Origin of the sequence: Nonomuraea sp. NPDC049725 (assembly GCF_040674795.1) — a bacterium.
GTDB lineage: Bacteria > Actinomycetota > Actinomycetes > Streptosporangiales > Streptosporangiaceae > Nonomuraea > Nonomuraea ceibae.
Genome location: NZ_JBFANJ010000009.1, coordinates 213,780 through 226,707, shown reverse-complemented (window position 1 = coordinate 226,707; position 12,928 = coordinate 213,780). Strand labels below are relative to the sequence as shown.

Below are 12,928 nucleotides of genomic sequence, written 5' to 3'. Positions count from 1 at the left end.
GCCGGTCGGACAGCATGTTGCGCCCCCGTCTTTCGGTCCGGAAGGAATCTGGCGTGCGCCGCCTCGCGATCCCCCTTGCTCTCACGCTCCTGCTCAGCGGGACGGTGAGCCCGGCGCGGGCCGACGCCCCGGTCAAGCGGACCGCCCAGTGCCAGGGCGACTGGCTGCCGGGCACCCCCACCGCCGCCGACGTGATGGCCGGCGAGATCTCCCTGGTGGGCCTGCCCGCGTTCAAGCTCGGCAAGAAGATCAACTGGGCGGCGAGCCCGTACAAGAACCGGTCCTGGGAGTACGTGTTCCAGTCGCTGCGCTGGATGGGCACGCTCGTCGTCGAGTACGAGCGGACCGGCGAGGAGCGCTACCTGCGGCGCGCCGAGGAGATCACCAAGGACTGGGTGGCCCACAACAAGCTGGGCGCGCGCGGCACCAAGGCGTACGTGTGGAAGGACCACCCGGTGTCGCTGCGCACGCAGCCGCTGGTGTGCCTGAGCATGCACGTCAAGGACGGGTGGCTGAAGGAGAGCCTGGCCACCCACGCCAAGCTGCTGTCCGACGCGCGGCTCTACAAGAAGGGCCACAATCACGGCATCGACCAGGACATCGCGCTGCTGGCGATCGGCTGCCGCTACGACCGGCGCGACTGGGCCGACCTGGCGGTCAAGCGCTTGCGGGGCACGGTCAGGCTCGACGTCGACTCGCAGGGCGCGCTCATGGAGCAGGCTCCGCGTTACGCCGTCTACGTCCACAACCGGCTGCAGGTCGCGATGGAGGGCATGCGCTCGTGCGGCCGCAAGGTGCCGGGCGACATCAGCGAGCGGACCCACGCGCTGAAGGACTTCATCGCCCACTCCACCCAGCCCAACGGCTACATGGTGCCGATCGGCGACGGCAGCGCCGAGACCGAGCCGAAGATGGACGCGGGCACGCCCAAGCAGGAGGTCAGGACCTACAACGCGGGTTATGTGTTCGGCCGGACGGCCTGGGGCAAGCCGGAGTCGGCTTTCTACTCGATCCGGTTCGGCCCCGGCATGAAGTGGCACGGCCACGAGGACCATCTGGGCGTCACCTATTACGCGCACGGCCGTGACATCCTGGTCGACGCTGGATTCCACTCCTACGAGAAGAACTCCTACCGTTACTGGACCCTCTCGCCGCAGGCGCACAACGTCCCGACCGTGGTGGGCGAGCGTTTCCGCCCGCGTACGGCCAGCAAACTCACCAAGACGAAGTACAGCTCCGGCCGCCAGTCGTTCCGCCTTTCCGACAAGGCCTACGGCGTGAGCCGCACCCGTTCGGTCCTGGTCAACCACGGCGACGACATGATGGCGGTGCTGGACGAGGCGTCGGGCGGCAAGAAGGTGCAGAGCCTGTGGCGGTTCGACGACGCGTTCAAGCTCGTGTCCAACCGGGGCGGCCGGGTGGTGCTGAGTGACGGCAAGTTCAAGGTGACGCTGGTCCAGCTCTCCTCGTGCAAGCCGGTCGGCGGGCAGAAGGTGCAGCGCGGGGGCAAGCTGGGCTGGATGTCGCCCACCTACCTGGCGAAGCAGCGGACCAACGTGGTGGTGTCGCCGGCGGCCAGGTCGCTGCTGACGATCGTGGTGCCGGGCACCGACTCGCCCAAGGTGTCGTGCTCGGGGGGCAAGGTCACGGTCGACGGGGTGAGCTTCGCCGCCGACCTCTTCTGACGGAACATTGTTTCGTCATTGATTTCATCGCGAATATCCAGGTCACCGACAGTTCCCGGCGTTCTTCGGACGCCGGGAATTGACATTTCAACGACCGCACTACACCCTAATGGGAACTGCGCCAATGGGGTCGCGAAAACTTTACTCACCGGTTTTCCTATTTCCTGCATTCACCCCGCAGGAGCGGCATTCGGAAGGTGATCCCATGCACCCCCTAGACCGGTTCGCCCAGCCCGTGCTCGCCCTCTTCCGCATCGTCACCGGATTCCTCTTCAGCATTCACGGCGTTACATCGCTGTTCGGCGTGATGGGAGGCAATCGCGGAACCGGCCAGGCCGTCGCCTTCATGGCGTGGCCGAGCTGGTGGGCGGCGCTCATCGAGCTCGTCTGCGGCCTGCTGGTGATGAGCGGCCTGTTCAGCCGCGTCGCCGCCACGCTCGCCTCGGGCACGATGGCCTACGCGTACTTCATGGTCCACCAGCCCGCCGACCTGCTGCCGTTGCGCAACGGCGGCGAGCTGGCGGCGATGTACTGCTGGGCGTTCCTGCTCATCGCCGTCCTGGGCCCGGGAGCGTGGGCCCTGGACAACCTGCTCGGACGCCGCCGCCAGCACCTGATCGCGGTGCGGTCCTAGGCGGTCTCGTGGCCGGCCCTGAGCAGGCCGTACGTGACCGCCTGCTCCAGGGCCTGCCAGGAGGCGTCGATGATGTTCTCGGCCACGCCGACGGTCGCCCATTCGGCGGTGTCGTCGCTCGAGGTGATGAGCACCCGGGTGATGGCGCCCGTGCCGTGGGTGCCTTCGAGGATCCGCACCTTGTAGTCGACCAGCTCCAGCCTGGCCAGCTCGGGGTAGAGCTTCTCCAGGGCCTGGCGGACCGCCTTGTCCAGGGCGTTGACCGGGCCGTTGCCCTCGCCGGTGGCGACGATCCGCTCGCCCTTGGCGTGGAGCTTGACCGTGGCCTCGCTGACCAGCTCGCCACCCTTGGTGCGCTCGACGATCACCCGCCACGACTCGACCTCGAAGTGGCGGCGCCGCTCGCCGTGGACGGTGTCGCGCAGCAGCAGCTCGAAGGAGGCGTCGGCCGCCTCGAACGTGAACCCCTTGGACTCCAGGTCCTTGACCCGCTCGACGAGCGTCTTGGTGTCGGCCGCGCCGAGCTCGTAGCCCAGCTCGCGGCCCTTGAGCTCGACCGAGGCCCGCCCGGCCATGTCGGAGACCAGCATCCGCATGTCGTTGCCCACCTGGGCGGGGTCGATGTGCTGGTAGAGGTTGGGGTCGACCTTGATGGCGCTGGCGTGCAGCCCGGCCTTGTGCGCGAAGGCGGAGGCCCCGACGTAGGGGGCGTGGGAGTTGGGCGTGACGTTGGTGACCTCGGTGATCGCGTGGGCGATGCGGGTCATGTCGGCGAGCGCCTCCGGCGGCACCAGGTCGAAGCCGCGCTTGAGCTGGAGGTTGGCCACGACGGTGAACAGGTTGGCGTTGCCGGAGCGCTCGCCGTAGCCGTTGGCGCAGCCCTGCACGTGGGTGGCGCCGGCCCTGACGGCGGCCAGCGTGTTGGCGACGGCGCAGCCGGTGTCGTCGTGGCAGTGGATGCCGACGCGGGCGCTGGTCTGCACGGCGGCGTGCACGACCTCGGCGAGCTCGTCGGGCAGCATGCCGCCGTTGGTGTCGCACAGGGCGATGACGTCGGCGCCCGCCTCGGCGGCGGTGCGGATGACCTCCAGCGCGTAGGCTGGGTTGGACGTGTAGCCGTCGAAGAAGTGCTCGGCGTCGAGGAAGACTCGCTGTCCCTCCGCACGAAGGTGAGAGACCGTGTCGCGGATCATCGCGAGGTTCTCCTGGAGAGTCGTGCGGAGGGCCAGCTCCACGTGCCGGTCGTGACTCTTGGCGACAAGGGTCACGACCGGCGCGCCGGATTCGCGCAGAGCGGCCACCAACGGGTCGTCGGCTGCCTTCACCCCGGCTCGGCGGGTCGCACCGAACGCGGCGAGCTGCGCGTGCTTCAGGTCGAGCTCTGTTTGAGCGCGCCTGAAGAACTCTGTGTCCTTGGGGTTGGCGCCCGGCCAGCCCCCTTCGATGAAGCCGACGCCCAGGCCGTCCAGGTGCCGCGCGATGCTGATCTTGTCGGCGACGGTGAGGTTGAGCCCCTCCTGCTGTGCGCCGTCACGCAGCGTCGTGTCGTAGACGTGGAAGCGGTCGTCGGCCATGGTTCTTCTTTCTGATGGAGGTCTGGAAAACAAAAAGACCCCTCACGGACGTGAGAGGTCTGCGCGCTGGCGTTGTCCCTGTGTCAGCCAGCGCGCCTGCCGATAATGAGCAGACCGTAGAACATGGTGCTTGTGAGTGTGCCACACCCACTCACCATCTGGCACATCGATCTCATCCTGTGGGACGGTGTCGTCAGACGGTCACGCCGGTGCCGCCCGTGATGGCCTGCTCCAGCGCGGCCGGGTCGAACGCCTCGTTGCCCAGCACCCGGCCGTTCAGCACCACGGTGGGCGTGCCCTCGATGCGAATCTTGGCGCTCGCGGCCACGTGGGAGTCCGCGTACGCCTGCGAGGTCACGCACTCGCCGGCGGCCGTCGCCCCGGCCGTGCTCGCGGCCTTGGCCAGCTCCTCCACGGTGAACCCGGACGCGATGCCGTGCGGCGCCGGCTGCATGGCGTAGAGGGCGTCGCGGAAGGCCAGCCAGTTGGCCTCGGGCACGCAGCGGGCGGCCGCGGCGGCCCGGATGGAGTTGGAGCGCATCGGCTCCTGCTGGAAGATCGTCACCGGGTGGAAGACGACCTTGACCCGGCCCTCCCTGGCCAGCCGCTGGATGGTGGCGTCGACCCGGCTGTGCAGCTCCTTGCAGACGGGGCAGTCGAAGTCCTCGTACAGGTCGAGCACGGGGGCGTCGCCGCCCTTGTCGGCCAGCACCATGGAGCCGTCGGGCTGGCGCATCAGCCGCACCTCGCCGGAGGCCGACGACCGGCCGGGCCCCGACACGGTCACCACCGCGATCACGGCCAGCGTCACGCAGGCGACCACCACTGCCGCCACCCTCTTCATCATCCGCCCGACCCTACCTGACCCGGCCGGGAGCCCTGCCGGGTGGTAAACCAGATCCATGAAGGCATACGTCCTGACCTCGCAAGTCGCGCAGTACATCCTCGACCACTCCACCCCGCCCGACCCGCTGCTGCGTGAGCTGGCGGCCGAGACCGCGGAGCTGACGGGCGACGACGCGGGGATGCAGATCTCCGCCGACCAGGGCACGTTCCTGACGATGATCACCCAGCTCGTCGCGCCCCGGGTGGCGGTGGAGGTGGGGACGTTCACCGGCTACTCGTCGGTGTGCATCGCGCGCGGCCTGTCGGGCGGGCGGCTGCACTGCTTCGACGTGAGCGAGGAGTGGACCTCCGTCGCCCGCCGCTACTGGAAGCGGGCCGGGGTGGCCGACCGGGTGACGCTCACGCTGGGCCCGGCCGTGGAGACGCTGGCCGGCTTCGACGAGCCGATCGACCTGGCGTTCCTCGACGCGGACAAGCCCGGCTACCCCCGCTACTACGAGCTGCTGATCGACCGGCTGCGGCCGGGCGGGCTGCTGATGGTGGACAACACGCTGCGGCGCGGGCACGTGGCCGACCCGGCGCACGACGACGCCCCGACGGCGCTGATGCGCGAGTTCAACGACCTGGTCCGGGAGGACCCTCGGGTGACCGTGCTCATGCTGCCGGTCGCCGACGGCCTCACGCTGGTGCGAAAGCTCTGACGCAGGGCGGCTTCGTCATGATCGTGTACGAGGCGGCCGCGACGAGCAGGCCGATCCCCCACACCGTGTAGCCGGGGATCACGGTCAGCGTCCACCAGAGCGGCTGCCCCGTGCCCTCGGTCAGCATCACGCTGAACCCTGCTATCCCGAAATATCCGGCAAGTCCGCCGCCGACCAGGAACGCGGGCACCAGCACCACCCACCGAGGCACCTCCCGCCCGGCCACCCCCGGCACCCAGCCCGGCCAGATCCGCCCCCACCGGTGCACCAGCGCCATCGGCAGCAGCGTCCCGGCCAGCGCGTACAGCGTCAGGAAGATCGGCCCCGCCGGGTCGCCCGTCGCCCACGGCCAGTCGGCGAGCTGCCCGGCGATCCGCGCGACGGCCCCCGCCACCGCCGCGTACGCCGCCACGTACGCCCAGCGCGGGGACGGGTCCGTACGGGACTCCGGGCTGCTGCCGTGGGAGCGCCCGCAGGCCGGGCAGGCGCCGGCGACGAGCCGCCGGGCGGCGACCGCACGCAGCATGGTCAGCACCCCGGCCGCCACGCCCGCGCCCCGGACGAGGAAGCCGGGCACGTCCAGCGGCTCGCCGAACAGCAGGCCCACCAGGTCCAGCGCGAACAGGAAGCAGTAGCCGACCAGCCCCGCCCCGGCCGCCCAGCCGAGCGCCACGGCGGCCCGGCCCGCCGGGAGCAGGCAGGCCGTCGTGGCCAGCACGGCCAGCGCGATCGGCGGCCACTCCCCCGGGACGAACGACTCGCCGAACCTCCCGAACTCGGGAGCCCCGGCCACCAGCCACCACACGTGCACCGCACCGTAGGCGGCGGTCCAGGCCGCCGCGAGCCGCTTCGCCATGCCGTCGAGTCTGCGGGCCGGGGCCCCGCCGCCGACTCCCCCGCCGCGGGGAGCCGCCTCCCCCGCGCCGGGGACCGCTCAGACGTCGAGCAGCTTGCCGGTGTCGAGCGTGCAGTCCCACGGCGCGGGCAGGCGCAGGGCCACGCCCACCGGCTCCACCGTCACCTGCGTGTAGCCGCTCACCTCGGGCGCGCTGTGCAGCTTGACCATCCGCTGGAACGGGTCGACCACCAGGTAGAGCGGCACCCCCGCCGGGGCGTAGCTCATCGGCTTGACGACGTGGTCGTCGTAGGCGTTGCCCGCGGCCACCACGTCGACGAGCAGCATCGTGCTGTGGCCGTGGACCGCCTCGTCGGTCTCCATCACCGGGTTCGGCGGCACCACCGTCAGGTCGGGCACGTAGCGGTCGGCCTCGGGGCCGATGAACACGCTGATGTTGGGCCACACCTCCCAGCCGCGCTCGGCCACGGCCGGCAGCAGCTGGAAGAGCGCCTGGGCGATGATCGTGTTGTGCTGCCAGGTGCCGGGCTCGTTGACCACGATGCGACCGCCCACCATCTCGATGCGCAGCTCGGGGAACAGGTCGCGCACCGTGCGGTATCGCTCTTCGACCGGCCTGATCATGCCTTTTCCCTCACCTGAGTGTGATCGCTTCCTGGCAGAGCGTATTGCTCCCAGGCTGGGACAGTCTCGGGAAACGGTGAAGTACGTCTCACTCCCGGGCGGCCAGCGCCTCGGCCGGACGGGCCCGCAGCGCGAACCTGGCCGGGACCGCGGTGGCGGCCAGCGCCAGCGCGACGGTGGCGGCGACGACGCCCAGGTAGCCGAGCGGCTGCGGGTAGGGCGTGGCCGATCCCGTCATCCCGGCGCCGAACGCGGCCAGCGTCAGCAGCGAGATCCCGGTGCCGAGCGTCACGGCCAGCGCGGCGGCGACCGCCGTCTCCGTGCGCAGCATCCGCAGGATCTGCCGCCGCGTGGTGCCGACCATGCGGAGCAGCGCCAGCTCGCGGCTTCTGGCCGAGGTGGACATGGCCAGCGTGTTGACCACGGCGATGGCGCAGAATCCGATGATCAGACCCATCGCGACGTACGTGACGGCCGCGTTGGAGGTGCCGGCCTCCGCCGCCTCGGCCCGGTCGCGCACGGTCACGCCGGGCAGGGCGCGCTCCAGCGCGGCACGTTCGCCACCGGAGACCAGGACGGTGGCGCGGGGGTCGTCCACGTGGTCGGCGACCAGCTCGTGGGGCAGCGTCAGGTCGGCGAAGCCGAGGCCGCGCGCGTAGACGGCCGCGATCGTGACCGTGGCGGGGGTGCCGTCGCCGAGCGTCAGGGCGAGCCGGTCGCCGACGCCGACGCCGAGCCTGTCGGCCGCGGTGCGGCTGACCGCCGCCGACGTGCCGCCGAAGCCGTCCAGCGAGCCCGCCGTCACGCCCAGGTCCACGGTGCGGTCCAGGCCGTCGGGCGTGACCGCCTGCACGCCGTACTTCTCCAGCTCGATCCGGGCGGTGGTGCGCAGCACCTCCGTGGCCGCGCGCACGCCGGGCACCTGGCGGGCGGCCTCGGCGGACGCGCCGGGGTCGAGCACGTGGTCGGCGGTGATGCCGGCGTTCAGCTCCTGCTGCGCGGCATGCCCGAGCGTGGCGGGAGAGAACAGGATGGTGCTCGTCATCGCGGTCATGAGGGTGAGCGGCCCGATCACCGCGGCGAGCCGCCCGGTGCCGGCGCGCAGGTTGCGGTGCGCCAGGTAGCCGCCGGCGCCGGGCACGCGCAGCGGCAGCGCGGTGACCGCGCGGGCGAGCGCCGGGCCGAGCAGGATCACCGCGACCGTCCAGACCAGTGCGGTCAGCATGGAGACCGGGCTGGAGGCCGCCTCGACGGACAGGTTCGCCAGCAGGATCGTCAGCGCCACGGCGCCCGCGAGGACGAGCACGCCGGCGACCGTCCGCGCCCGGGGCAGCCCGGCGGCGGGCAGCGCGGCCTCGCTCAGCGCCTCCACCGGCCTGATCCTGGCGACGCGGCGGGCCGACACGCGGGCGGCGGTCCACGCGGCGGCCAGGGTGGCGAGCAGCGCGGCGAGCGCCGGGAACGGGCTGACGACGAGCGCCAGGTTCTCCGGCACGGCGCCGAGCGCGACGAAGCGCTCACGCAGCCAGAGCCCCAGCAGGATCCCGCCACCCGCGCCGATCGTCCCGGCGACCACGCTGATCGTCAGCGCCTCGCCGCCGATGAGCTTCCTGATCTGCCGGGGCGTGGCCGCGACGGCGCGCAGCATGGCCAGCTCGCGCCGGCGCTGCTGGATGGAGAGCGCGAACGTGCCGGCCACCACGAGGATCGCCACGAGCAGCGAGGTGCCACCGAGCGCGCCGCCGAGGCTGATCAGCTTGACCCTGGCGTTCTCCGCGTCGAGGAACTCCACGGTGCCGCGCGCGTCGCCGGTGTAGGCGAGCGCGCCGTCGACCTTGACGTCCACCCGGGGGAAGACGCCGATCGCGGTGACGAGGCCGTCGCGCCCGGCCAGGCGGCGGGCTTCGGCCGTGCTGAAGAAGATCGTGTCCTGGCTGGGCAGCGCCTGCGCGGTGACGCCGACGACCCGGTATCCGGGGATCTTCGCCGTACGGTGCCGGGCGTCCACGACGACCTCGCCGGCGGCGCGCGGCGGCCGGCCGCTCGCCAGCGTGAACGGGGTGAGCGCGGCCGACTCCCAGCCGTGCGCGGTGAACCCGGCGAACGGGAACGTCACCTCCGTCACGACCTTCGTCACGCCCGGCGCCCGCCTGACCTCGGCGGCGATCCTCTCGGGGATCCAGCGGCGCTCGGCGAGCGGCTTCGCCTTCGTCTTGCCGTTCGCCTTGGTGTGCCGGGCGTACTGGTCGCCGGCCAGGACGACGGGGGCGCCCGCGTAGCGCTCCGGCGCCACCGCGCCCCGCAGGCCCGTCTCCAGCAGCATGCCGCAGGCCGTCACCAGCGCCGCCGCGCACAGCAGCGCCACGAACGCGCCCGCGAACCCCGCCCTGCGGTGCCCGATGGTCCGCCACGCGAAGGAGATCATCACGTCCACGCCCCCAGCCTGGTCATCCGCTCGGCGACCTTGTCGGCGGCCGGGGCGCTCATCGAGTCCACGATCCGGCCGTCCGCCAGGAACAGCACGGTGTCGGCGTACGAGGCGGCCACCGGGTCGTGGGTGACCATCACCACGGTCTGGCCGAGCCCGGAGACGACCTCGCGCAGCAGGACCAGCACGTCGCGGGCGGTCATGGTGTCGAGCGCCCCCGTGGGCTCGTCACCGAACACCACCTCGGGCCTGGTGACCAGCGCCCTGGCGATCGCCACGCGCTGCTGCTGCCCGCCGGAGAGCTGGGCGGGACGGTGCCCGGCGCGCCCGTCGAGCCCGACCCGGCGCACGATCTCCGCCAGCCAGGCCGGGTCCGGCCTGACGCCCGCCAGGGTGAGCGGGAGCGTGATGTTCTCGGTCACGGTGAGGGAGGCGACCAGGTTGAACGCCTGGAAGACGAAGCCCACGCGCTTCCTGCGCAGCTCGGTCAGCTGGGTCTCGTTCATGCCGGCCAGCTCGGTGCCGCCGAGCCGGACCGACCCCGAGGTGGGCAGGTCCAGGCCGGCGGCACAGTGCAGGAACGTGCTCTTGCCCGAGCCGGACGGGCCCATGATCGCGGTGAACGTGCCCGCCGGGATGCCCACCGACACCTCGCGCAGGGCGGCCACCGCGCCGTGTCCCTTGCCGTACACCTTGCTCACGGCGTTCAGCCGCACGACTTCTGTCATGGGAACCAGCCTGCTGATCTGGGCTTTCCCGGACCAGAGAGCCGATCATCACCCGGGCATGACCTCATCATGATCCGGACATACTGGTAGACATACCCTCGTGATTCGCATACTCCTGGCCGAGGACCAGCACGTGATCCGGGAAGCGCTCGTGACGCTGCTGGGCCTGGAAGCCGACATCGACGTCGTCGCGGCGGTCGAGTCGGGCGAGGCGGCCGTCGCCGCCGCCGTCGAACACCGGCCGGACGTGGCCGTGCTCGACATCGACATGCCAGGGGCGATGGACGGCCTCGACGCCGCCGCCGAACTGCGCACCCGGGCGCCCGGCTGCCGCACGCTCATGCTCACCGCGCACGGCAAGCCGGGACACCTGCGCCGGGCGCTCGCCTCGCAGGTGGACGGGTTCGTGCTGAAGACGGCGCCGCCGGACGAGCTGACCGCGGCGATCAGGAAGGTGACGCGGGGGGAGCGCGTCCTGGACCCCTCGCTCGCCGTCACCGCCTGGAACCTGGCCGACAACCCGCTCACCCCGCGCGAGGCCGACGTGCTGCGGCTGGCCGCGGGCGGCGCCGAGGCCACGGAGATCGCCGCCGAGCTGTTCCTGAGCGCGGGGACGGTGCGCAACTACCTCACGGCGATCGTCACCAAGCTCAACGCCCGCAACCGCACCGACGCCGCCCGCATCGCCGCCGAAGCCGGCTGGATCTAGCGGGCGCCCTCCGGCGGGGGCGGCTCATCGAGCAGGGGCCGGGGTCAGGGCCGGGGCGGGGATCGTGGCGGTCAGTTCGAACCAGCCGCCCTCGCCGGAGACGGCCAGGCGCCCGTCCAGCTCGGACAGGCGGGTGGTGAGGTTGCCGATCCCGGCCGAACCACGCCGCCCCTCCGAGGCGCGCGTCCCGTCGTTGCGGACGCTCAGCCGTACGACGCCGTCGCCGGCCGCGGTGGTGATCGAGCAGCGGCTCGCCGCGCTGTGGCGCAGCACGTTGGTCACGGCCTCCCGCAGCACGGCGCCGAGCACGTGCTCCACCTCCGGGTCGAGGCCGGGATGGCGGAGGTCGAGCGTGGCGGCGACCCCCGCGGCGGCCAGCACCGAACGCGCCGACTCCGCCTCGGCGGCCAGCGAGAGCCGCCCGTGCTCGCCCGAGACGGTCGCGAGGTCCGCCATCGCCCGCTCGGTCATCGCCGCCACATCGGCGAGCTCCTTACGGGCGCGTTCGGGGGCGAGGCGGCGGGCGAGCTCGCACTTCAGCAGGATCGCGGCCAGCGTGTGGCCGAGCAGGTCATGCAGGTCGCGGGCGGCGCGCAGCCGTTCCTCGACCACGGCGGCGCGGGCCAGGCCGTCCCTGGACTCGCGCAGCTCCCTGGTCAGCCCGGCCAGCGTGAGCATCCCGTACATGACCAGACCGGTCACGACCGTGCTGATGGCGTAGTTCACGGTCAGCGGGACCGGCAGGCGGAGCAGGACGCCGGCGGCCGTGACGACCGCGACGATCACGGCGGTGAGCGGCAGCGCCACCGCCCACCGGAACGCCAGCAGGACCGGACCGGCCAGGAAGCCGGCCACGCCCAGCCACGCCTGCCCGAACAGCGGGATCGGCGCGAACGTCAGCACCGCCATGATCACCAGCGCCGTCCTGTGGCGTCCCTCGATCGAGCGGAGCTGCATGACGATGATGACCAGCAGCAGCGGCGCGGGCCAGAACGAGCCCGCGAGCAGCAGCGCCTTGGCCGAGAAGCCGACCATGACGGTCGCCAGCAGCGCCGTCGCCACCGGCGCGTCGGCGGCGGGCGGGGCGGGCGCGCGGGTGGCGGGCAGCGTGGCCTCGACGACCAGCTTGGAGTCCGGTGCGATGCCGACCGTGAGCGTGCCTCCGGCCGCCTCGACCTGCGCGGGCAGCTCGCCCAGCCGGTCGTCGCCCGCGGTGCGCGCGCCGTCGTCGCAGACGCGCAGCCGTACCGAGTCCGCGACGGCGACGGTCTCGATCAGGCAGGTCGTGGCCGAACGCCGGCGTACGACGTCGGTCACGGCCTCGCGCAGCACGGCCGCGAGCAGCGCGCCCGCCGGGCCGAGCGGTTCGGCGTGGCTCATGCGCACCTCGGGGACGATGCCGGCGGCGGCGAGCATGGCCTTGGCCGTGGTCACCTCCGGGGCCAGCGACATCGCCCGGTAGCCGGCCGCCGCGGCCCGCGCGTCGGCCAGCGCGCGCCGGGCCGTCTCCACGTCAGGGGCGCCGGCCGCGGCGCTGCGGGCGATCGCGGCCAGCGCCTCGCCCAGGCCGCGGCTGAGCTCGGCGGCGATGCGCAGCCGTTCCTCGGCCGCGGCGGTCAGGGCCAGGGACAGGCGGGCGGCGTTCACCTCGTCGATCCGGTCGACCATCGTGGTGAGGCCGCGGACGAGCAGGCAGATCAGCACCATGCTGATCAGCGGGTCGGCGGGGCCGATGAGGGCCGCGACCCCGACGACGCCCAGCGCGAGCGGCCACAGCCTGGTCAGGAGCAGCGACCCGCCGACGAAGCCGAGAATCCCGACCGACGTGCCGTACAGCAGCACCGAGCCGCAGGTCACCACGGTCTGCGCGGCGAGCACCCACCACGTCCGGCGCCTGACGAACGCCACCTGGAGGGGGAAGGCGAGCAGCGCCAGCGGCGAGCCGGCCACCACGTAGACGCTGGTGAGTCCCGCGAACACCACGGTGACGATGACCATTGCCCGCTTCTGCACCCACGCAGCCTACGAGACACGCGCCCGCCCGCCCGCGGCGGCCAGCACGAGCGCGCTGCGCACCCGGCCCGGCGTGATCTCATCACGAACCGGACAATTGACTCTCCAGCAGGGGGAGACGCGAAGGTGA

Annotated in this window: 11 protein-coding genes; 4 read left to right on the top strand and 7 right to left on the bottom strand. The window is 72.2% G+C overall.

Annotated features, from left to right (window positions below):
- The first annotated feature begins 53 nt into the window (after window positions 1-53).
- On the top strand, window positions 54-1,685 hold the full coding sequence (locus AB0J53_RS24410) for a heparinase II/III family protein (protein WP_364176058.1): 1,632 nt from the start codon (window positions 54-56) through the stop codon (window positions 1,683-1,685).
- 205 nt (window positions 1,686-1,890) lie between these two features.
- A complete protein-coding gene (locus tag AB0J53_RS24405; RefSeq protein WP_219517272.1) occupies window positions 1,891-2,319 on the top strand; it encodes a DoxX family protein in 429 nt (142 codons plus the stop codon).
- Here the strand turns inward: AB0J53_RS24405 and cimA are convergent.
- Together cimA and AB0J53_RS24395 are read right to left on the bottom strand one after the other, a co-directional pair.
- On the bottom strand, window positions 2,316-3,893 hold the full coding sequence (gene cimA / locus AB0J53_RS24400) for a citramalate synthase (RefSeq protein ID WP_219517274.1): 1,578 nt from the start codon (window positions 3,891-3,893) through the stop codon (window positions 2,316-2,318). The two genes, AB0J53_RS24405 and cimA, sit on opposite strands and share 4 nt — an antisense overlap.
- Window positions 3,894-4,086: 193 nt before the next feature.
- The gene (locus AB0J53_RS24395) at window positions 4,087-4,740 is read right to left on the bottom strand and encodes a thioredoxin domain-containing protein (RefSeq protein ID WP_364176054.1); all 654 of its coding nucleotides are present in this window, start codon (window positions 4,738-4,740) and stop codon (window positions 4,087-4,089) included.
- A gap of 55 nt (window positions 4,741-4,795) precedes the next feature.
- Between AB0J53_RS24395 and AB0J53_RS24390 the strand changes: the two genes are divergently transcribed.
- Entirely contained in the window at window positions 4,796-5,440 is a 645-nt protein-coding gene (locus AB0J53_RS24390; RefSeq protein WP_364176051.1) for an O-methyltransferase, read from the top strand.
- On the opposite strand, the gene AB0J53_RS24385 is transcribed toward AB0J53_RS24390, so the two are convergent.
- From AB0J53_RS24385 to AB0J53_RS24370, 4 genes are all read right to left on the bottom strand, one after another.
- Complete coding sequence (locus tag AB0J53_RS24385; RefSeq protein WP_364176048.1) at window positions 5,418-6,296, bottom strand: hypothetical protein; 879 nt, start codon at window positions 6,294-6,296, stop codon at window positions 5,418-5,420. The two genes, AB0J53_RS24390 and AB0J53_RS24385, sit on opposite strands and share 23 nt — an antisense overlap.
- Window positions 6,297-6,374: 78 nt before the next feature.
- Window positions 6,375-6,920 carry a Uma2 family endonuclease gene (locus tag AB0J53_RS24380; RefSeq protein ID WP_219517281.1) on the bottom strand — a complete coding sequence of 182 codons (546 nt, stop codon included), beginning with the start codon at window positions 6,918-6,920 and terminating at the stop codon, window positions 6,375-6,377.
- An 88-nt stretch (window positions 6,921-7,008) separates the two neighbouring features.
- Window positions 7,009-9,345, bottom strand: coding sequence for an FtsX-like permease family protein (locus AB0J53_RS24375; RefSeq protein ID WP_364176466.1), 2,337 nt, complete (start codon window positions 9,343-9,345; stop codon window positions 7,009-7,011).
- Window positions 9,345-10,076 (bottom strand): ABC transporter ATP-binding protein, encoded by a 732-nt coding sequence (locus AB0J53_RS24370; protein WP_357586905.1) that lies wholly within the window; start codon window positions 10,074-10,076, stop codon window positions 9,345-9,347. Before AB0J53_RS24370 ends, AB0J53_RS24375 begins: the two co-directional genes overlap by 1 nt.
- A 100-nt stretch (window positions 10,077-10,176) precedes the next feature.
- Here AB0J53_RS24370 and AB0J53_RS24365 point away from each other — a divergent pair, with 100 nt between their 5' ends.
- A complete protein-coding gene (locus tag AB0J53_RS24365) occupies window positions 10,177-10,785 on the top strand; it encodes a response regulator transcription factor (RefSeq protein WP_357586903.1) in 609 nt (202 codons plus the stop codon).
- A 24-nt stretch (window positions 10,786-10,809) separates the two neighbouring features.
- Here the strand turns inward: AB0J53_RS24365 and AB0J53_RS24360 are convergent, their stop codons facing one another.
- Window positions 10,810-12,798 (bottom strand): histidine kinase, encoded by a 1,989-nt coding sequence (locus AB0J53_RS24360; RefSeq protein ID WP_364176043.1) that lies wholly within the window; start codon window positions 12,796-12,798, stop codon window positions 10,810-10,812.
- Between the last annotated feature and the right edge of the window lie 130 nt (window positions 12,799-12,928).

Coding starts and splice junctions, on each gene's coding strand:
- cimA (WP_219517274.1), bottom strand. CDS start 3,893: ATGGCCGACGACCGCTTCCACGTCTACGACACGACGCTGCGTGACGGC.
- AB0J53_RS24390 (WP_364176051.1), top strand. CDS start 4,796: ATGAAGGCATACGTCCTGACCTCGCAAGTCGCGCAGTACATCCTCGAC.
- AB0J53_RS24375 (WP_364176466.1), bottom strand. CDS start 9,345: ATGATCTCCTTCGCGTGGCGGACCATCGGGCACCGCAGGGCGGGGTTC.
- AB0J53_RS24370 (WP_357586905.1), bottom strand. CDS start 10,076: ATGACAGAAGTCGTGCGGCTGAACGCCGTGAGCAAGGTGTACGGCAAG.
- AB0J53_RS24405 (WP_219517272.1), top strand. CDS start 1,891: ATGCACCCCCTAGACCGGTTCGCCCAGCCCGTGCTCGCCCTCTTCCGC.
- AB0J53_RS24395 (WP_364176054.1), bottom strand. CDS start 4,740: ATGATGAAGAGGGTGGCGGCAGTGGTGGTCGCCTGCGTGACGCTGGCC.
- AB0J53_RS24380 (WP_219517281.1), bottom strand. CDS start 6,920: ATGATCAGGCCGGTCGAAGAGCGATACCGCACGGTGCGCGACCTGTTC.
- AB0J53_RS24385 (WP_364176048.1), bottom strand. CDS start 6,296: ATGGCGAAGCGGCTCGCGGCGGCCTGGACCGCCGCCTACGGTGCGGTG.